We start from the raw sequence: 19,261 nt of genomic DNA on the forward strand, positions 1-19,261 counted from the left end.
TGGATAAAAATTTTTAAACATAAATTTATCTCTCATTTGATTGACTTTGCCTTATGGCTAAGAACTGCCCTAGATGCGGTAAATCTGTCCCAGATGATGCCAGATATTGTTATAGTTGCGGTTATTATTTTGGCTCTGTTCAAGTACCAAAACAGGATACACCAGTTACAGTTAGCGCAATGGCTAGCTATATACCTAGACTCCTGAAGATTGGTAAATTGATACTTGGCATCTCAATAATTTTCGCTGCGATTGCGGGTATAGTCTTTCTCTCCCATTTGATCCAGTTAAATCCTAGTGGAGGAATAATTTCCGGTTCAATAATAGGAATACTGGGACTAATAGCGTATCTAATTTCCCCTATTTTTTCCATGTTTAGGGCTGATTTATCCGTAAATAAGATTAGTATACTTACTGGGTTAGGTTTTTACTTTTTAATCGGACTATCTTCAATAATCATATCCATATCAACTCCGATTTCATTTCCCTTTGGAGTAGCTGGCGGTATAGTGGTAATCTTAGGTGTCATATTAACCTTAATCTCTGGTTATATAGCAGAGGGTAACAAGTTAGTTAAAGTAATTCTCCAAATGATTGGAGTCATTCTGATCTACGTTTATACGTATAGTACAGGTAGATTTTTAGTGGTAAATTACGAGTCGACCTTATGGGGCGTTGCTGTAATATTAGCACTTGTACCATCTTTAGTGTCCAGCATCTCGGAGGGGGAATTAATAGCTGTAGACAACCCTATGACTAAGGGTGAGGTTGGGGAGTTGATTAATAATAGCATGCTAGGTTTAGGTTTATTGATTTTCTCTATTGGTATGGTACTGACTGGTTCAGTTCAGGTTTCCTTCCCACCGTCTCCTGGTTTATTAGATGCAGTATATGCTCTTAGTATAACTTCCGGAATATTGGCTATAGTTGGAGGAATAATAGGACTAATCTTATCGATATTTGTAATAATTTATATAATGACAAATAGAAAGATGCCAAAAATGTAAAAATTTTGTCTTGAAAAGTAAGAAGGGAGTGTCCTTTTTACTTAGAAATTTTAGTGGCTTTAGCACTTCCAAGTCCTTTCATCAGACCACCGATTAAACCTAGCAAAGATAGCAGAGATAGTACAGATGGTCCTAATGCGCCAAGTATTCCACCAGTTATCATTAAGCCTTTATTGTCTCTTATTCCGCCATAAATGTCAGCCAATCCACCTATTATGCTGATTATACCTAAAGCCATTAACACACCTGAGTCAATTGAAACGTAATATGTTAATAAAGGCTTATTGATTACTAGGCTAGTTATAGCTATTATGAGTGCTAAAAGACCACCAATTATTGATAATATTCTTGAGGGAGTCATACTCGATCACTAATGATGTCCTCAACCGGTGAACTAAAAAGATTACCTTTCAAATAAGAAAAAGGTTTATTAAATGATAACTTTTTATTCGTAGAACTTATATATTAACTATTTGGCGATTTTGGGTAAAAAAATAAAGTGAACATAGGAGAGTTATAAGACGGAGAAAATTATAGAAGCTGTACCTTGTTCAAGTAACTGATTTTTGTAGAATTGCTTAAACGGGAAAACTCTATAATTTCAAAATTTTTAATATTAAGAAAAGTAAAAATTAGGATATCTTTTATATTAGGAAGATTTAAAAGATGGAAATGCGAAAATAAGACTATGACAAAGGTTCTCTTCTTAATAATGTCTGGAGATGAAAAATTCGAGTTGGCTATGAGAATGGCTTACAACTCAGCTAAAAACAAAAGGTATGAGGATGTCAAGGTGATCTACTTTGGACCTAGTCAAAAAAGGCTAACCCAACTTCAGGGAGATCTTAAAGATATGTTTCAAGAAATGTTACAAAACAAGTTAGTAGATTCCGCCTGTATAGGTGTTGCCGAGAGAATGAACCTGGTTCCAGATCTCAAAAATATGGGGGTCAACCTAGTACCTGTAGGAGAGAGAGTTGCCCATTACGTAAATAATGGCTATGAGGTCATAACGTTTTGAAGACATTATGGCTAACTGGAGCTGGCGTAAGTATACTAGAAATACTAATCGGAAACTCCATGGTTTTTTATGGAGTCTCAAATATTCTTATAGGAATTCATGCGATAATAGCAGCGGTTCTTTTAGTAATAATAATTTACGGTTTAGCTAGAGCTAAAGACTCTATAAAGAGAAGAATGCTTGTGGGCAATTTAGCTCTTCTAATACTTACTGCAGTACTTGGCATCGTTTATCTACAGTACTTTAATATTCCTTTGTTGATTGTCCACCTGTTGCTGGCTTTGGGACTTTTATCCAACTTCTCAGTTATGTACGGTCTCGAAACTTCCACACGTCAATAGATTTTTTATATATAGCTAATGATCCACTACTTTTACCCTCCTAGTCATGGGAAGGTTTTTTATGAGGGTTTTCGCCTCCAGTTTTTTCAGATTAATCTCCACCAAGGATGATGTAGAATAAACTATGTTTTCGTTGTCTATCTTTGATATTGCTGTTACGCCAAATGTAGGGCTTGGAAGTTGAAGATTTAATCTCTCCCATCTGTATTCCTTGCCAAGAAATAGTGGTCTCTTACTCCTAACTTGGGCTAATATTAATTCGCCTAAATCTTCAATACCATGAAAGTAGCCCTTCTCTGTCAAATGAAAATTTTCCAGATCCTGAGTCATATATAAACCATCTGCAGTAGTTATGTATAAGTAGTTGCCTTTACTCAAAAGATTATGGGAGTCAGCAAAAAATTTTATTGGCTTCAGAGATGATAGCTCATCTCCCACCAAGAGATTTCCGTCCTCCACTGAGGCAACTATCTTGTTTTTATATAGAGCAAAATCTGTAATGTGAGCCTTTGAGTTTAAAAATTTCCAACCTAAGTTCTTTCCCTCATCCTCTAGGTCAAGTATCCTCTTTACCTCATCTACTAAGTACAGCCTAGGTCCCTCAACTGAAGCTATAATCTTGTCCCCGAACTCATATAATCTCCAGCATGACTCGTCTATTACATTTCTATTATCAACGCTAACTCCATTGTTAGAGGAGCATGTGTATAATCTACTTCCCTTAAGGATAAAGTCGTGCATACTCTCTCCGTCACAACAGACTAGCTCTATCTTATCCTTACCCGTTATCTTGTATATTCCGTTTGAAGTTGCCACTAAGTACATCAATTAAGTTTTGCCTGAGAAGTTAAATAATGCTAGTTTAAAATATATATTGATCTTTTATGGAAATAAGAAAATTCACTGTAGTAGGAGCAGGTTCAATGGGACATGGTATAGCTGAGTTAGCCTTAATTGCAGGATACGACGTGTGGCTTAATGATGTAGCAGAGAACATACTTAAAAACGCAAAGGAAAGAATAGGATGGAGCTTAAAGAGGTTAAGTGAGAAGGGTAACATCAAAGAGGATCCGGACAAGATATTATCAAGATTGCATTTAACTGTGAGCCAAGAAGAGGCAATGAAAGATACTGATTTCTTAATAGAGGCAGTGATTGAAGATATTAACGTAAAAAAGAAGGTATTTGAGAAGGCAGATAGTTTAGCATCAAAAGATGCCATATTAGCCTCAAACACAAGTAGTTTGCCCATAACCGAGATCGCAACTGCAGTTAAGAGACCAGAGAGAGTTGTGGGGATGCACTTCTTTAACCCACCAGTGCTCATGCAGTTAGTAGAGATAATTAAGGGAGAGAAGACTTCAGAGGAAACTATGAAAAGAGCATATGAGATGGGTAAAAAATTAGGGAGAGATCCTATACTCGTGAAAAAAGACGTTCCAGGATTCCTTGTTAACAGGATATTATTCAGAGTAAATGACATATCTTGTCTTCTGGTCGAGAAGGGAAAGGCAGACGTTTTAGAGGTTGATGCTTCTGCCATGTATGAGTTAGGTTTTCCCATGGGCGTGTTCTTACTTCAGGATTATGCTGGTGTGGATGTGGCTTATCTTGTTGGTAAGGCTATGGGGGAAAGAGGGTTTAAGGCTTATGAATGCAAGGCATTTGAACAGTTGTATAAGGCTAAAAATTTGGGTGTGAAGACAGGTAAAGGATTTTACAGCTATCCAGAGCCCAATAAATTTGTAAAACCATCTATACCAAAGGACAAGGCTAATAAGATTCCTGGTATTATGCTTATAGCTCCTGCTATAAATGAGGGGGCTTATCTAGTGAGAGAAGGGATTGTGACAAAGGAAGATACAGATAAGGGTTGCAAACTGGGCTTAAATTGGCCTAAAGGTGTGTTTGAGTATGCTGACGAATATGGGTTAGATAATGTTGTCAAAACTCTGGAGGATTTAAGGAAAGAAACAGGACTAGACTACTTCGCTCCTGATCTTCTCTTAACTAAAATGGTAAAGGAAGGAAGATTAGGGAAGAAGGTAGGAAAAGGATTTTATGAATATAAGTAGAATATATTTTTTAAAATGGCAATACACTGTCGTAGAATCTTTTGGTCTTTTTTATTGATTCCCATTCATGAGGGTATTCTAGTCTGAGGTATTCCTCAGGTAATTGGTCTAATGGGATGAATTTGTGATCATTACTCTTTTTCTCCTTTCTGATTATCTCTTGGGAGACCATTTTTGGTCAAATATATATTCTCGTGCTAGATATTTAAAACTTTTGTCAATGAATTTTAAATTACCTAGGAATTTTTAAGTATAGTAAGTTACTGTATATAAAAAATGTTTAAATATAACCACTTTTTACGCAGTTTCCGTAAAATCCTAGTTTTAAACTAGTATTCCTGCTTGAGGCTGACGAATTTTCTTGTTTACTGCAATTTTCTAATTTTAATTAAATTGAAAGTATTAAATGGTAAAAGTTTAAATTTTTGTAATGACGATAAAAGCACTTATGAGAGCAATAATAATAAGACCTCCTAATGCTGGAGCAGAAATTAAGGAGATAAAGGACGCACAGAATTATGGGAAAGTAAAGATAAAGAGCCTCTATTCAGGAGTATGTGGCACAGATAGGGAGCTTGTAAATGGCAAGTTAGCTCTAGGCAAAGCCCATAAGGACAGGGATTACCTAGTACTAGGTCATGAAGCGATTGGAGTGGTTGAGGAGTCAGTGGGTGAGTTCTCTAAGGGAGACCTTGTCATGCCGGTAAACAGGAGAGGATGTGGGAAATGTCTTAATTGTTTATTAGGAAGACCAGATTTTTGTGAGACTGGAGGATTTGTTGAGGCAGGTATATACGCTATGGACGGTTTTATGAGAGAGGAGTGGTATGATGATCCTAAATATCTAGTTAAAATACCCAAAGCTCTAGAGGACATAGGTATATTAGCTCAGCCTTTAGCAGATATCGAAAAATCTTTACAGGAAATAGACGATATTCAAAAAAGGCTCCCTGCGTGGACATGTGAAGATGGAACAATAAATTGCAGAAAAATGTTAGTTATAGGTACAGGACCCATTGGGCTACTTTTCATTTTACTGGCAAGAACTATAGGATATGAGGTATGGGCAAGCAATAGAAGGGATCCTAATGAAACTGAGAGTGTTATAATAGAAGAGGGAAAGATCAATTACTATAACTCGTCAACGGGGTTCGAAAAGCTGAAAGACTCTGTTGGAGGATTTGATGTAATAGTTGACGCAACAGGTGCTAACGCTCAATTGCTTGATAAGGTAATTCCTCTATTAAACAGGAATGGTATACTAGGGGTATTCGGTTTTCCTAGTGACGGTATATTTTCAATAAGTTATAAGGATCTTCAAACGCTAGTTCATGGTAATAAATTAATCTTAGGTTTAGTTAATGGACAAAAACCTCATTTTCAACAGGCGATTGTGCACTTAGCATCTTGGAAGACCATGTATCCTAAAACCTCAAAACTTCTAGTGACTAGAACAATTAGTATAAATGACGAAAATGAGGTAATGAAAGTCTTAAAGGAGAAACAAGCAGAGGAAATAAAAGTTAGAATAATTTGGGACTAAACAAGTAAAGACAAACTAAATTTTCTATTTCTTTACTTGAAAAAGGTTATCAGCGTAGGAGGCATATCTCTACGAATTACTGGTGATAAAACAGAAGAGCTCAGATTAAAGTACAAGTACAATTTTATGGAAAAGGGATTCCGTGGCTTTATTGTTACTTACTTCTCAGAAAATGTGGTAAAAAAATGTAGCTTCTGGGGCAGAATATATATTCTGGGGGAGAAGTCGTTATTTGATGAAAGACCAAAGAAGACTAGGGATGAGCTCTTCGATAGGGAAAAGGAGATAGAGGAAATAAAGAATAACGTAAATAGACCATTACTGGCTATATCTGGTATAAGAAGGATAGGTAAGACATCAACGTTACTTGTTGCCTTAAATGAGTTAAAAACAGATTACGTTTTAATAGATTGTAGAAGATTAAAGGAAAACTATGGTAGACAGGATTTATATAGTATCTTCTCTGCCAGTTTTTCATTAATTATAGACAGGGCAAGGGATATTCTATCTGGTGTAAGGGGAGTAAGTATAGTGGGTAACTCTATAGAGTTTAAGTGGAAGGGTAGACAATCCCTCTCTTTAGCTGATCTGTTTGACCATTTAAACAAGAAGAGGCTTATAATAGCAATGGATGAAGCTCAAAAATTGGGGGACCACTTTCTACAGAGATCAAGGACGCAATTGCTCACGCCTATGATTATGATGAAAATCTGACATTCATTTTTACGGGATCGGAAATTGGCTTACTCTATGATTTCTTAGGAGTAGAGGATAAGAACTCACCTCTTTATGGTAGATATTACTATTCTGTCACACTTGAAAGATTTAGTAGAGAGATGAGCAAGGAGTTTCTCACTAAAGGTTTCCAGGAAGTAGGTCTAAGAGCTGATAATACTGTAATAGATAAATTAGTGGATCTCTTTGACGGAATTCCTGGTTGGTTAACATTTGGTGCAAATAGGTTCTTAGAAGGTGGAAAAATTGATGATATAATGGAAATAGCAATAGGCGTTGCTTTGGACGAATAGGAAAAACTCATTGACACGAAGAAGAGGGTATCTGAGATTTCTGCTAGAAGATACAAGTATGCGCTTAAATGCTTAGGGTCAGGAATGAATACATGGAGTAAATTATTGGAGTGTATTCAGAGAAGCGAGGGGACTACGATCTCAAGTAGTGTACTCGATAATATTTTGCTTAGTCTCGAAAAGACAAGTATAATCAAGGATTATGAATTTCTTGATCCAATATATAGGGAAGCTAGTAAGAGGATGAGGGTGTAAAACTTATTGAATCAAACAAATGGCGTTTAATAAGTGATGTAAATTCTCGTTTTAACTTAAAAATACTCATGTACATCATTCTATAGTGCTTTTATTAAAGCCTCTAAAAGAAACTGCAAACCCCTAAACCTATCATGAAAAATCCCAGAAACAGTAGGGCAAGCCTTCCAGCTCTTATCATTATCGAAAAGTCTCTGCCTATGGATTTTACAATACCCTTGTAGATTAGACTCACAATTATAGATTGTGCTAGTAATGAACCAACACCGGTCAATAAAGGACACATTAGTTAGGTCGAAGAGGGTTGTAAAGATGCTGAACAGGTAGGGACACTCAAGTATACACTAGAGTTTTAGATGGGACTACAACAACAATTTATAACTCCACGATGGCACAATATCCACACATGCCTTAAACTCAATTAAATTTAAAAAATTAAGGGGAAAATCTTAGTTTACTAGATTTTCTACTTATAATTTAAGTTTAAACATTATAGTCATTTCTAGAGAATATTTTACTTTATATATTACAGTTTATTATCATACTTAGTTTTTAGCATATCTCTTATTACCTTCTTATCCAATTTTCCTGTACTAGTCTTGGGAATTGAGTCAACGAATATAATTTTCTCTGGCATCCACCAGTTAGGAAATCTTCCTAATGACTTCAAGTATGTTATTATTTCCTCAGCGTTTACGTCTCTATCAGGCTTCTTTACGACTAAAGCAATTGGTCTCTCTCCCCATTTCTCATCCTTTATGCCAACTACCACAGCTTCAAGTACTTTCTCATATGACATTATAGCGTTCTCCAAGTCCACTGAGCTTATCCACTCTCCTCCACTCTTGATCAAGTCCTTCAATCTATCAACTACCTTTACATTACCATCAGGGTATATTTTAGCAACGTCACCAGTCCTAATGAAATCATTCACGATCATATCTGATTGTTTATAATATTTCTTTGTCACGAAGGCACCCCTGGCTACTAGTTCTCCAACACTCTTTCCGTCCCAGGGAAGGCTCCTGTTATTTTCATCCATTAATCCTATTTCAAAACCGGGCATTGGGTATCCTTGCTTTGATAATTCCTCCACGCTATCACTCTGGTTTACAGTTGCAATTGCCTCGGTTTCTGTCATTCCCCAAGCATGGTATGTCCTTACGCCTAGCTCTTTCAGTTTTCTCATTAACCCTTGAGGCGGTTCAGCTCCTCCTGTAACAACAACTTTAAGGGGAGACAGATCCATTTTTTCCCTCTCCACGTAATTTAGGACATCGATCCAAACTGTTGGTGCCCCAGCACCTATTGAAACATTATAACGTTTGATCAAGTATACAATATCCTCTGCCTTTGGTCTAGGTCCTGGCAAAACCAGTTTAGCTCCAGTCATCAACGAAGCGAATGGTAGATCCCATGCGGATATGTGAAACATTGGAACTAAGTGCATGACAGTGTCATGAGAAGATATTCCCACAACGTCCTTAGCCAATAATGATAATGAGTGGATAAATATACTCCTATGGCTATATATTACACCTTTAGGTTTTCCTGTGGTTCCTGAGGTAAAACAGGCAACAGCTCCCATTTTCTCGTCAATATCTGGAAGATCCATTAGAGGCTCAAATGAATTAATTTCGTCATCATATCTTTCATCTAAGACGGTAACATTATCACCTTTATACGAGATGTCCCTATCAATAAATACTGCCTTATCTTCCATCTCTTTTATTACATATTCCATCTCTGAGGGATGAAATCTGACATTGACAGTATGCAAAACACCTCCAAGTAAGGGTACGGCAAAATAAAGTTCCAAGTGTCTGTGGGTATTCCAGGCTATGGTGGCTATATTTTCACCAGCAAGGTTTTTAGTCCTTAAAAAACTAGCTAATTTTCTCACTCTCTCAGAGAAATCTTTGTATGTATATCTCACTATACTGTTATGTGTTCTAGATATAATTTCTTGTTCATGATATATATGCTCTACTCTCCAAAAAATTGCTTTTAAATTAAGATTATAATCCATTATTGTTGAATCCATTAATTAAAAATTCATTTTAACATTAATAAAGATTAGATTATAATTGCACGATATAAAGCAACCTAAACGTCAACCCAAGTTATCTTGGAATCCCAGGATTATCTATCACAGAACAATATATCACAACCATTTAATTATAGTCTGAGGTTAGAATTCCACCAAGTTTCAGCACTAACCTAACTTTAATTTTTATATGTATAACTTCATTATGGTTTCTCAGTACTTTTCTCTTCACTCCACACTGAATTCCTCTTCCTCACCATGAAAACTCTATCAAATTCCACTATTTTCTCTCCTCTCTGATTGTACCCCCACGTTCTTATTTTGACTATTCCAAATCCAGGTCTACTCTTCGATTCTCTAGCCTCTATTACTTCTGCTTCACCGTAAATCGTATCTCCTGCGAATACTGGATTCATAAATTTTACGTTCTCTATCCCTAGCATAAAACCGTTTTGACTTGTTAGTTCAACTAATAACCCTGCTACTATGGCAAGAGTAAGGAATCCATTAACAACAAGCCTCCCTTTGAAAGGTTCTCCAGAAAAATATTTCTCAGTATAGTCTCTGTTAAAGTGAATTTGGTTAGAGTTGTTTGTCAACAAAGTGAACCATATATTGTCAACATCTGTGAGAGTTCTGCCAACCTTACTTCTGAACCTTTGACCTACCTTAAAATCTTCAAAGAAAGGACCCTGCTCTGACATAAGTGAATATTATGCTCATGCAATATAAAGGTTATTTAATGGTCTTCCATGAACTTTATTGATAACATGCAAAAAGACGCTCACTTTTGTTAAGATGAGATCTAGATAAAATGAACAATTAACCATACAGTCCTCAGTTTAAAAACATGTTATTCTACAACGAGCAGGTGCACAAAAATAGCTAACCACCTAAATTATGATTCCACGGGATTAAGAAAAATCAACCCTTGTTGTTCAAAATAACAATTCCTTTACTTATGAACTCCTCAATTTCTTTCTCCCTATAACCTATTTCTTTAAGGACTTCAATAGTATGCTCCCCCAATTTAGGTGCAGGCAGTCCTGTCCCAGGTTCCCTCTTGTCCTTAACATTGGCAGGGAATCTCACATATCTCAAACTCCTCCTTTCGTAAACCAGTTTATTCCCATACATCTGAAAAGCCTCCGCAAGGTTTAATATCGGTGCAACAGGCACATCAGCCTCATTGAGCTTCTTTATCCAAAACTCTCTGGTATTAGTTTCAAATATCTTTTGCAACTCCCTGGCTATATACTCCCTATTTTTTACTCTACTTTCTTGAGTGTCATATACCAACAAATCCTCCCTGCCTAAGGCTTTACATAAGTTAGTGTACTGCTCATTATTGAATGTTGCAACATAGATGTATCCATTCTTTGTCTTGAAGGCTTGATAGGGCACTAAATATCTGTGAGCAGAGCCCATTCTTTTGGGCAAAATTCCTGTGTTCAAGTACATATAAGCATCTTCTAACATTAAGTAGAACTGAGTGTAGATCATTGGTACATCTATGAATACAGGTCCTCCCTGATTATAATACCACAATATTAGAATTGTGGAGAAAAGTGCAGTAGTTATGTCGGAAATTGAGGTTGCGAACTTCACTGGATTTTCCTCCCCAGTCATATCCATGAGACCACTTAGGGCTAAAATAGTTGTGTCATAAGCCGGTTTATCAGCCTCTTCTGTAAAGTTACCAAATCCTGTAATAGAGCAATAAATTATTTTAGGGTTTACTTGGTTCTTCACGCTCTCATAATCTATGCGCAATTTCTTAAGTGCTGAAGGTCTGTAATTAGTTATTATGACGTCAGCTGTAGCTACTATTTTCTTAAAAATCTCATATCCCTCTGGCTTCTTCAAATCAATTGATACGCTTCTCTTTCCCTTGTTAACACTGGCAAAGTAAACTCCAACACCGTCTATTTCAGGTTTTACTCCTCTTCTATCATCCCCTTTGGGCGGTTCTACCTTTATTACATCAGCTCCCAACTCTGATAGGATTTGACCAACTAAAGGGGCGGAAATGTTGTTGCTCAGCTCGACTACTCTCATGGGAATTATACTCATTAACAAAGATTTTAAGTTTCCTTAGGAGGGAGACCTCCTGTTCCTCCCGTTCATTTGACCTTATCCTTTCAAAGCTCCTCGGCTTTGTAATCCATTGGGTGTAACTAAGGTATTAAGATGGATGATGAACTAGAGTGGTGTAGTGATATAAACCTAGATAAATGAGTTGTTTAAAGATACTCTATGTAAAAACTCACTCCAAAAACATTTTCTTTTAGAACCAGTTTGTGGAAAAATCATAAATTTTCTTAAGATAAAGCTCTCAATGACTATTTATCTTCCCCTAACTTCCTGTGTTATCTTCTTCAGCTTATCCTCACCGATATTTGACACAATTTCAGGTTGAATAGGTTCATTTAACTTAATTCTTGCTTTAACATAATCTTCTAGCGTGGGTCTCTTCTGAAGGAACCATACAATTAATGCTGCAGATAAAGCTAATATAGCTCCTATCCAAAAAGTTACTGTCCACGCAAATACAGTGATAGTCTTTACTCCTGTAATTACATTACCTAATGTACCTCCAGACAGAAGCGTTAATATTATTGATGCTCCAAGTCCGGCAAACGTGCCTCCTACACCTTTCAACATATATGGTAGACTCCAATTCTTCCCCATACTGTTCTCTCCGAACTGATCAGCGACTAATAGCCAGTTAAAGGTGTACGGAGATCCAGCAGCAAGACCAGCAATCACAGCAAATACAGCCCATAACCATGAAATATGGGCTAAACCTGCATATAATACGCCCAGGCTTCCCAAGCCTAACATTGCATAGCTTAAAGCTGCCATTTCCTTTCTCCCAATGTAATTAGATACTAGTCCTTGGAATCCCCTACCTATACCATTGGCAAGAGGAAAACCTATTGACCCAAGTAGCAAGAATATACCTAATTTAAATCCCATTTGGTTTGCAAAAGTTACATAATATGCAGTTGTAAACAGTGATGCAGATAAAGCTAAGGTGAATGATACGAATTGAGCTTTGCCTTGTCTGGTTGCTATCATTTCCTTAGGGGTAAAGTGGGCTACTGCAGGTGGGTTCACTTTCAACTCTTTAGACTTTAATTTAGCCTGCCTAGCTAGTATCGGGTCAACATCTTTAGGCCACCAGTTTTTAGGCGGATCTACTGCGAAAAATGAAGATATCAGTGTCAGTATTGCAATTGTACCTCCTATGATGTAAAGGACTTCCTGGAAATACGTCCCCTGGAAGTAATACAGGTAGAGTACGATAAATGGGACAGCCCCATAGCCATAGGCACCATCTATTATTCCCAATCTCCAACCTCTCTTGTCAGGGTACCATTTGTTTACCATCCCTCCCCCTGCAGCATAACCAATACCTGCTGCTAAACCTCCTATAACTGAGTACCCAAGATATGCAATCCATGGTTGGAAAGCGTTTGCAAATAAATAGTAGGCTAGGATCATACTTCCTGCAGCAATCAGTAAACTTCTCCTTAGACTTATCAAACCCTTCTCTCTAAACCTCTGATAAATATAGGCTGTGACAGTTGATTGAAAAACGGTGTAAACGGTGAATACGAAGAAGGCAGCTACTAGTGACCAGCCATAATGGCTAATTACAGTTTTTGAGGCTGCACTCCATCCGTATTGGAATACACTACCAGAGAAGAACGCCAAAAATGCACTGAGTAAAATTAAATTTCTGTTTATTGGATATCCCAACAACCTCTTTGAAATACTTTTAGGATCCTCCCCGATTCTGTACTTCCTCCCGACATCATCAACTAAAACGGTGTACTCTCCAAAAAGAGAAGGAATCTTGCTTTTCTGTTCCATTTAATTTCCCTCTATAATATAGTTATATTTTATGAAATATAAAAACTTAATATTATCAATCATAATGAAAACTACATATAAAAATTTCAAAATCAAGGTTGAAGAACTGCTATTCTTATAACTGACATCGTAATCTATCATTACAGTTTGCAAAATAGTCTTGTAACTATTGACGTTTAATACTTTTGAAAATTTGCGCCTATAATGATATTTTTACGACTTAATGTGACAGTTTATTGCATTTATGTTAATTCTGAGGACAGTGATTTTCAAAATTTTTTCAATATAATTTAATAGTTATCGTTGACAAAATTTTTAAATCTAAAAAATAAATTTTATTTATGGAAAAGAAAGACGATGATTACGTAATCCATAAAGGGATTGTTAACGTATCTGATACTGTTATTTACGTGATTGGCTGGGCAATATTGCTTATAGGAGTAGCAATAGATATTATAGGCATAAGTTCCGAATCTACAGCTATTACGGCGGTAGGGATTGCAGCAAACTTGGTGGGCATATTATTAGGTTTATTTAGTGGTGTAATCGGTAATAGGAAGATACCAAAAGGATATGAGGAACATTAATTTAGGATAAAAAGCGAGTAGATTTTTTCTTTATTTAACCAATTAATTTGAATAGGGAAATTGCGTATTGAAGAAAAAATGTATTTATGTTACTCTAATTTTGGCTTGTCCTATATATGCCTTCCATGTTGACAAAACAACTATTAAAACGTATTAAAGAATATTCTATTAACATGTACAAAGTGGAATACCCATCTACCCAGGTCATATACGGTAAGGACGCCTTAGATTGGTTAGCCAATTTGAAGTCGTCTAAGGTAGGAATAGTTACCACCAGAAGTCTATTGCAGGGTAAGACTCTTTCATTGGTGACTAGGTTAGTTAATGCAGATGTAATAGAGGGTCCACGGCAGCACGTTCCAGAAGATGACGTTATTGTATTAAAGGAAAAGGTAGGGAACTACGAGATTATCATAGGATTAGGGGGAGGAAGTATAATTGATGGTCTAAAGTTGGTTTTAGAGGAGAAAACTAAGTACATAGTAATTCCTACAACCTTATCTGGAGCTGAACACACTAGGAGTGGAGGCTATACAACACAAGGCTTGAAGAGGAGTAAGCTAGGAAAAGAGCCCGATATCGTAATACTCGACCCCAGGGCTACCCTTGAAACACCTAAATGGTTACTCGTGTCATCTGCAGTGAGGTCAATTGATCACGCAGTTGAAGCCCTTTATTCGAGGGATTCTACACCTTTTGTGGATTCATTAGCCAAGGAAGGCTTTCATAAAATTGTAAATTGCCTTAGGGATATTGATTCTCTAGACAGTAGGTTAGAGTGCCAAATAGGAGTTTGGCTGTCATCTCTCACCATGAGGTATGCGAGAATGGGCATGAGCCATATGTTTGGCTATGTTTTCGGACCCAGGTTTAACATTCCTCATGGTTACACTTCATGTATATCCCTTCCAACAGCTATCAAATTTAATTATGAGGCATCTAAGGAGAAACTGAAATCAATTGAAAAGGACAAACCTCTGTACGAATTTCTAGATAACTTCCTTATGGAAATTGGTGTCAGGAGAAAATTGTCTGAGTACACTAGTCTAGAGGAAGCTCTTAAATATGCTGAAATATTTTCACAATTATCAAATAATAGTGGAAATCCTACTAAACTGTCCGTAGATGATGCAAAGAAGTTCATTCAGGAGGTTTACTAACCATAGTCCTCTTTTTTAGTAATTCTTAAGGAAATTACCAACTTTGTCCAGTTTTATTCATAAACATGATTAAATAAGTTTTAAACGTCTTTTATTGATTAACAGGACGTCAAAATTACGTTAAAAATTTAACATCACGTGACGTCAAATTTGTAAAAATTGTAATATTATTGGCTCAAAATAAGTTAAAGTTTCAAGTCATCAAAAGCGATTCTTACATTTCTTGTAATAACTCTTTTATGTTTGTAAATATATTTAATAATTAATGAGTGTTAGTTCAATCAAGCTAGATGATATTGATGAAACAATTCTCAACATACTTAGGTATAACGCTAAAAAAAGTTTAAAGGAATTATCAGATGAGTTGGGAATCCCCATTAGCACAGTGAGATATAGGATTAAGAGGCTTGAAGACTCACAAATAATAAGAGGATATGTTGCAGTTGTTGATAGGCTTAATTTAGGTTTAAGTGTGTCATTAGTTATGGAAGTTGAGACTGTGCCGTACTCCATAAAGAAGGTCGCCCAAGAGTTAGGTCAAATTCCTGAAGTTGCCCGAATTTATGGACTCGATAGTGGTCCAAAATTACACATTCATATGATCTTTAAGGATGAGTCTAGTGCGCATCAATTTATCACGAACAGACTTTACAATATTAAGGGGATTAAGAGTGTCTCGATCTCTAGAATAATTGAGAGATATAAGATAGATCCATCTATATTACTGTAAAAAAGTAAAAAGAAAAATTTTATCTTTCATTTTTCTCTTTAGTTATCGTCAATTTTCACGTTAAGTGATTTTATCGGCATAACTCCTGGTATTTCCCAATCCTCATACATCTCATCGACCATTCTCTGGAAATATTCCACGTCTTCTTCGGTGAAGTGGGAGAATCTTCCTTGCTTCTCCAAGAACTCCCTCACGGGCTTTCTTTTAGTTCGTCCTTCCACAATGCTCTTTGTTGGCTCATCATATACTATCTTACCTTCAATGTACTCATACAAGGGCCATATTCCTGTCTCCACTGCTAGTACTCCAAGTTCATGGGAGAATTGAGGATCATAGTCCCATCCTTTAGGACATGGGTCCAGGGAGTGTATAAATGTCGGTCCACCTATCTCTAATGCTTTTCTAATTTTATTAAGACCGTCCAGTGGGTAGGCAGGATTCATTGTAGCAGCATATTTAATTGTTCTGTGTCCTGCTATAATCATAGGGACAACACTCTTTTTCCATCTCCTCTTCATTATTCTTCTTACCTTTCCGGGTCTACTGAAGGTTGTCTGAGCACCGTAAGGTGTCATACTAGTCTCCTGAATATCCGTGTTAGCTGAGGACTCATTGTCATAGAGTATTATAAGTAAATTGTAGTCATAAGTCATAGCATTCGATACACCTGACAGTCCCATATCTGCACAGCCTAAATCACCGCAAAAGGCGATAACGTTTATAGGTTCTTGTTTAATTTTACCTTTCCTCATTAGCGCTTTAAGCGCTGCTGCAGTACCTAATGCCGCTGCCCCTGAACCTCCTAATTGTGTATGCACCCATGGTACAACCCATGACGTTGTATAGTACGTCGTATTGGCTACATACATACAACCTGTGGCTCCTATCACTATTGTTCTTGGTCCGGCAGATTTAGCTAGGAATCTCATCAGTAGTGCTGACTCGCACCCTTGACAGGTTCTATGACCTGATGTATAAAACTCCTCTAAGGGAGCGTCTTTTATTGTCTTAATAATTGTTTTATACGCTCTTTCCTCTCTTTCCTTCTCCACCATACCTGATCACCTTTTACCAGGGATCACCTCTAACTCCTGCCCAATATACGGGCTTAGTTATGGGGGTATCCCTATGCTCATAACCGATCTTGATTATTTTCTCTACATCTTGTATTGTTACTTCCCTTCCACCTAAACCTCCTATGAATCCTAAAACCTTTGGTCTCTGATCTAAGTCATATAATGCTGATCTTATTTCCTGATACACAGCCCCTCCCCTATTTGGTGATCCAATTGAGTAATCCCTGTCAACTACGCATACTACTCTTGTATTGCCTAGGTATTTCATTACGTCCTGCGTGGGAAATGGTCTGAACCACCTTAATCTTAGCATTCCAGCCTTATACCCCTCTTGCCTCATCTTCTTTATTGCCACCTTCATTGGTTTAGACACAGTTCCCATCCCTACTAAGATAACTTCAGCATCATCCGTCATGAATGGTTCCACAAAAGGATTTTCAGGTAACTCAATCTCCTTAGTAGTTCCTGGATATCTTCCAAATACCTTCTTAAAATTATCATAAGCCTCTACAATCACATTCCTTGCCCTTTCCATTGCTTCATCATGCTGTCTTCTCAACTCCATTACCCAGTCTTCATTTACCTGTGGAGCTACAGATATCGGGTTATCAGGATGAACCATGTATTTGCCCCTATTATAAGGGGGAAGAAACTCTTTTGCCAATTCTTTAGGTGGTAATCTCACTATTTGCTCTGCATGGGTTAGAAAACCTCCATCCATTGACACACCTACGGGTAATAGTACTCTAGGATCCTCACCAACCCTGTAAGCAATAAGGGTAGTGTCAAATGCCTCCTGTGCAGTATCAACCCAGACCAGTAACCAACCAACATCTCTGACCATCAATGCGTCATTATGTTCTACACCATAGGCTCCAGGATCGTCTAATGCTCTATTTCCAATTATCGCAACCACAGGTGCTCTATCTGTTGCAGTAACAACTATCGCCTCCATTCCATACATCCAGCCTGTACCACTACTGCCCACTAGAGTTCTTGCACCAACTAAGGAGGCATGTTTGACAGCTTCAAACTGTCCATGCTCCCCCTCGGCAATAACGAACTCAGCATCCAATTCACCGTCTGCTATTAACTTAGAAATAGTATCCATTACCTCAGTGTATGGTCTAATAGGATATGCTGTAACAACATCCACATCAGCATACATTGCGGCATGAGCTACAGCTTGTGTTCCATTCATTAATACTTCTTTTTCAATTAATTTTCTAGTCTCAGTCATCTTCCCAACCCCGGAACGTACACCCTTTCTTTTCTTGCTTGTCTGACCTGATTTAGCCAATCCTTATACTTCACCTTATTTTCCTTCCACATTCCATACGGTCTCCTATAATCTGTAAACATCTTCTCATCAACCATGACTATACAATCCTTTACAGGACAAACTTCCGCGCAAATTCCACAGCCTACACAGTAATCATAAGCAATGTCATAATAACCATCAGGTGTTTCATCAAAACACTCGTCAGGACAGTAAATCCAGCACAATTTGCATTTAATACATGTGTCGAAGTTTACGGTAGGTCTCTCTGATTTTGTTGTCCCCCTCTTAAATTGCTCATTTCTTCCACCTCTAGGGACTGCGGGTACTACTGCGCCATCTAGCATTTCTTGCCAAGTTAATAGTCTAGGTGGATTGTAAGGGAAGTCTATCCCCTCTCCCCTCATGATCCTTCTGTAATCGACTGAAGAATATGCCTCTTTTATTGCAGAAATTCTCTTTTCAGGATTAGTCTTCTTTTCGCTCACAAATTTCACAAGGTGTTCAAGGTCGATTATATCTGGTCTTAATCTCGCCAATGCCCCCCATATTTTCTCCATAGTTAAGTCGTCCTTGAATACCCATAGACCAGAAAATGACGTATCACCCTTCACTACACCTAAAGTCCAGTCAAAATTCTTCTTGGGAACCATCTTTGCCAATTCATCCAATCTTCTGTTAGAAGTCACTATCATTGTACCATTCTCCTTAAGTTTCAGGTTTATTGGTTGAACTCCTTGCCATGCCCACGATTCCACACCCTTTAGTAAAGTGTCATCAACTACAATGATACTGTCAACAAGATCTGGTTCAACTCTAGTTGAGTATCCTATTAGGTCTTCTTCGCTTATTCCATTTCCTATTCCAACATAATATTTAGCTGGCACTCCATTTCTCTCAGGGGAGTCTCCATACCTTCCAAATGAAAGGGCTGGTTTTCCCATCTCTCTGGCTGTGTAGACAATGCCCTCAGCTATGTACTTGGCTAGTCTTTTCTGAAATATGCCCCTATACGTGATCTCTACATATACCGGCTCTCCTGATTGCACTCTCATCAAAATATATTTTTTTATCTTAGTATATATACATTAATATAAAATTTTAACAAAATATATTTTGTCCTATCTAACTTTAAAGTCATGAGTATGGGAAAGTATTTAAAAAATTTGCAACTATAGTTTACTGTAAAATACATTAATTCTTAATTACTACAAAGCTAAAACTGGTTTCAGA

At 37.2% G+C, this 19,261-nt stretch carries 18 protein-coding genes and 1 pseudogene; 9 read left to right on the forward strand and 10 right to left on the reverse strand.

Annotated features, from left to right (window positions below; genetic code table 11):
- The first annotated feature begins 53 nt into the window (after positions 1-53).
- Positions 54-1,007, forward strand: a complete 954-nt coding sequence (locus SUSAZ_04990; GenBank protein ID AHC52486.1) for a hypothetical protein — start codon at positions 54-56, stop codon at positions 1,005-1,007.
- A gap of 37 nt (positions 1,008-1,044) precedes the next feature.
- Here SUSAZ_04990 and SUSAZ_04995 read toward each other — a convergent pair whose 3' ends face one another.
- Positions 1,045-1,368 (reverse strand): hypothetical protein, encoded by a 324-nt coding sequence (locus tag SUSAZ_04995; GenBank protein ID AHC51378.1) that lies wholly within the window; start codon positions 1,366-1,368, stop codon positions 1,045-1,047.
- A 327-nt stretch (positions 1,369-1,695) separates the two neighbouring features.
- Between SUSAZ_04995 and SUSAZ_05000 the strand changes: the two genes are divergently transcribed.
- Both SUSAZ_05000 and SUSAZ_05005 read left to right on the forward strand, forming a co-directional pair.
- The gene (locus SUSAZ_05000) at positions 1,696-2,028 is read left to right on the forward strand and encodes a hypothetical protein (protein AHC51379.1); all 333 of its coding nucleotides are present in this window, start codon (positions 1,696-1,698) and stop codon (positions 2,026-2,028) included.
- A complete protein-coding gene (locus SUSAZ_05005) occupies positions 2,025-2,369 on the forward strand; it encodes a hypothetical protein (protein ID AHC51380.1) in 345 nt (114 codons plus the stop codon). The genes SUSAZ_05000 and SUSAZ_05005 overlap by 4 nt, the downstream gene beginning before the upstream one ends.
- A gap of 15 nt (positions 2,370-2,384) precedes the next feature.
- On the opposite strand, the gene SUSAZ_05010 is transcribed toward SUSAZ_05005, so the two are convergent.
- Positions 2,385-3,194 (reverse strand): hypothetical protein, encoded by an 810-nt coding sequence (locus tag SUSAZ_05010; protein ID AHC51381.1) that lies wholly within the window; start codon positions 3,192-3,194, stop codon positions 2,385-2,387.
- 59 nt (positions 3,195-3,253) lie between these two features.
- Here SUSAZ_05010 and SUSAZ_05015 point away from each other — a divergent pair, with 59 nt between their 5' ends.
- Positions 3,254-4,444, forward strand: a complete 1,191-nt coding sequence (locus tag SUSAZ_05015) for a 3-hydroxybutyryl-CoA dehydrogenase (protein ID AHC51382.1) — start codon at positions 3,254-3,256, stop codon at positions 4,442-4,444.
- A 10-nt stretch (positions 4,445-4,454) separates the two neighbouring features.
- Here SUSAZ_05015 and SUSAZ_05020 read toward each other — a convergent pair whose 3' ends face one another.
- Complete coding sequence (locus tag SUSAZ_05020) at positions 4,455-4,616, reverse strand: hypothetical protein (GenBank protein ID AHC51383.1); 162 nt, start codon at positions 4,614-4,616, stop codon at positions 4,455-4,457.
- A gap of 276 nt (positions 4,617-4,892) precedes the next feature.
- On the opposite strand from SUSAZ_05020, the gene SUSAZ_05025 reads away from it, so the two are divergent.
- Together SUSAZ_05025 and SUSAZ_05030 are read left to right on the forward strand one after the other, a co-directional pair.
- Positions 4,893-5,987, forward strand: a complete 1,095-nt coding sequence (locus tag SUSAZ_05025; GenBank protein ID AHC51384.1) for an alcohol dehydrogenase — start codon at positions 4,893-4,895, stop codon at positions 5,985-5,987.
- 36 nt (positions 5,988-6,023) lie between these two features.
- Positions 6,024-7,270 (forward strand): annotated as a pseudogene (locus SUSAZ_05030) (ATPase).
- A gap of 526 nt (positions 7,271-7,796) precedes the next feature.
- Here SUSAZ_05030 and SUSAZ_05035 read toward each other — a convergent pair.
- From SUSAZ_05035 to SUSAZ_05050, 4 genes are all read right to left on the reverse strand, one after another.
- Positions 7,797-9,314 carry an AMP-dependent synthetase gene (locus SUSAZ_05035; GenBank protein AHC51385.1) on the reverse strand — a complete coding sequence of 506 codons (1,518 nt, stop codon included), beginning with the start codon at positions 9,312-9,314 and terminating at the stop codon, positions 7,797-7,799.
- Between the two features lie 206 nt (positions 9,315-9,520).
- Entirely contained in the window at positions 9,521-10,021 is a 501-nt protein-coding gene (locus tag SUSAZ_05040; protein ID AHC51386.1) for a MaoC family dehydratase, read from the reverse strand.
- Positions 10,022-10,241: 220 nt separating this feature from the next.
- Complete coding sequence (locus SUSAZ_05045; protein ID AHC51387.1) at positions 10,242-11,390, reverse strand: carnitine dehydratase; 1,149 nt, start codon at positions 11,388-11,390, stop codon at positions 10,242-10,244.
- A 273-nt stretch (positions 11,391-11,663) separates the two neighbouring features.
- Complete coding sequence (locus SUSAZ_05050; GenBank protein ID AHC52487.1) at positions 11,664-13,196, reverse strand: hypothetical protein; 1,533 nt, start codon at positions 13,194-13,196, stop codon at positions 11,664-11,666.
- Between the two features lie 341 nt (positions 13,197-13,537).
- On the opposite strand from SUSAZ_05050, the gene SUSAZ_05055 reads away from it, so the two are divergent.
- The 3 genes from SUSAZ_05055 (at position 13,538) to SUSAZ_05065 (ending at position 15,673) form a co-directional block, all read left to right on the forward strand.
- On the forward strand, positions 13,538-13,783 hold the full coding sequence (locus SUSAZ_05055; protein ID AHC52488.1) for a hypothetical protein: 246 nt from the start codon (positions 13,538-13,540) through the stop codon (positions 13,781-13,783).
- Positions 13,784-13,956: 173 nt separating this feature from the next.
- Positions 13,957-14,943, forward strand: a complete 987-nt coding sequence (locus SUSAZ_05060; protein AHC51388.1) for an alcohol dehydrogenase — start codon at positions 13,957-13,959, stop codon at positions 14,941-14,943.
- Positions 14,944-15,208: 265 nt separating this feature from the next.
- On the forward strand, positions 15,209-15,673 hold the full coding sequence (locus tag SUSAZ_05065) for an AsnC family transcriptional regulator (protein AHC51389.1): 465 nt from the start codon (positions 15,209-15,211) through the stop codon (positions 15,671-15,673).
- A 38-nt stretch (positions 15,674-15,711) separates the two neighbouring features.
- On the opposite strand, the gene SUSAZ_05070 is transcribed toward SUSAZ_05065, so the two are convergent.
- Genes SUSAZ_05070 through SUSAZ_05080 form a run of 3 tightly spaced genes read right to left on the reverse strand, consistent with a single transcriptional unit; the run spans position 15,712 to position 19,083 of the window.
- Complete coding sequence (locus SUSAZ_05070; protein AHC51390.1) at positions 15,712-16,728, reverse strand: pyruvate synthase; 1,017 nt, start codon at positions 16,726-16,728, stop codon at positions 15,712-15,714.
- 13 nt (positions 16,729-16,741) lie between these two features.
- Positions 16,742-17,989: a pyruvate ferredoxin oxidoreductase gene (locus tag SUSAZ_05075; protein AHC51391.1), complete on the reverse strand. Its 1,248-nt coding sequence runs from the start codon at positions 17,987-17,989 to the stop codon at positions 16,742-16,744.
- Entirely contained in the window at positions 17,986-19,083 is a 1,098-nt protein-coding gene (locus tag SUSAZ_05080; GenBank protein AHC51392.1) for a (4Fe-4S)-binding protein, read from the reverse strand. Before SUSAZ_05080 ends, SUSAZ_05075 begins: the two co-directional genes overlap by 4 nt.
- Between the last annotated feature and the right edge of the window lie 178 nt (positions 19,084-19,261).

The organism is Sulfolobus acidocaldarius SUSAZ (genome assembly GCA_000508305.1).
Lineage (GTDB): Archaea > Thermoproteota > Thermoprotei_A > Sulfolobales > Sulfolobaceae > Sulfolobus > Sulfolobus acidocaldarius_A.

Excerpts from the sequence above, each read along its gene's own strand:
- SUSAZ_04990 (AHC52486.1), top strand. The coding sequence starts at position 54 with ATGGCTAAGAACTGCCCTAGATGCGGTAAATCTGTCCCAGATGATGCC.
- SUSAZ_04995 (AHC51378.1), bottom strand. The coding sequence starts at position 1,368 with ATGACTCCCTCAAGAATATTATCAATAATTGGTGGTCTTTTAGCACTC.
- SUSAZ_05000 (AHC51379.1), top strand. The coding sequence starts at position 1,696 with ATGACAAAGGTTCTCTTCTTAATAATGTCTGGAGATGAAAAATTCGAG.
- SUSAZ_05010 (AHC51381.1), bottom strand. The coding sequence starts at position 3,194 with ATGTACTTAGTGGCAACTTCAAACGGAATATACAAGATAACGGGTAAG.
- SUSAZ_05015 (AHC51382.1), top strand. The coding sequence starts at position 3,254 with ATGGAAATAAGAAAATTCACTGTAGTAGGAGCAGGTTCAATGGGACAT.
- SUSAZ_05020 (AHC51383.1), bottom strand. The coding sequence starts at position 4,616 with ATGGTCTCCCAAGAGATAATCAGAAAGGAGAAAAAGAGTAATGATCAC.
- SUSAZ_05025 (AHC51384.1), top strand. The coding sequence starts at position 4,893 with ATGAGAGCAATAATAATAAGACCTCCTAATGCTGGAGCAGAAATTAAG.
- SUSAZ_05035 (AHC51385.1), bottom strand. The coding sequence starts at position 9,314 with ATGGATTCAACAATAATGGATTATAATCTTAATTTAAAAGCAATTTTT.
- SUSAZ_05040 (AHC51386.1), bottom strand. The coding sequence starts at position 10,021 with ATGTCAGAGCAGGGTCCTTTCTTTGAAGATTTTAAGGTAGGTCAAAGG.
- SUSAZ_05045 (AHC51387.1), bottom strand. The coding sequence starts at position 11,390 with ATGAGTATAATTCCCATGAGAGTAGTCGAGCTGAGCAACAACATTTCC.
- SUSAZ_05050 (AHC52487.1), bottom strand. The coding sequence starts at position 13,196 with ATGGAACAGAAAAGCAAGATTCCTTCTCTTTTTGGAGAGTACACCGTT.
- SUSAZ_05055 (AHC52488.1), top strand. The coding sequence starts at position 13,538 with ATGGAAAAGAAAGACGATGATTACGTAATCCATAAAGGGATTGTTAAC.
- SUSAZ_05060 (AHC51388.1), top strand. The coding sequence starts at position 13,957 with ATGTACAAAGTGGAATACCCATCTACCCAGGTCATATACGGTAAGGAC.
- SUSAZ_05065 (AHC51389.1), top strand. The coding sequence starts at position 15,209 with ATGAGTGTTAGTTCAATCAAGCTAGATGATATTGATGAAACAATTCTC.
- SUSAZ_05070 (AHC51390.1), bottom strand. The coding sequence starts at position 16,728 with ATGGTGGAGAAGGAAAGAGAGGAAAGAGCGTATAAAACAATTATTAAG.
- SUSAZ_05075 (AHC51391.1), bottom strand. The coding sequence starts at position 17,989 with ATGACTGAGACTAGAAAATTAATTGAAAAAGAAGTATTAATGAATGGA.
- SUSAZ_05080 (AHC51392.1), bottom strand. The coding sequence starts at position 19,083 with ATGAGAGTGCAATCAGGAGAGCCGGTATATGTAGAGATCACGTATAGG.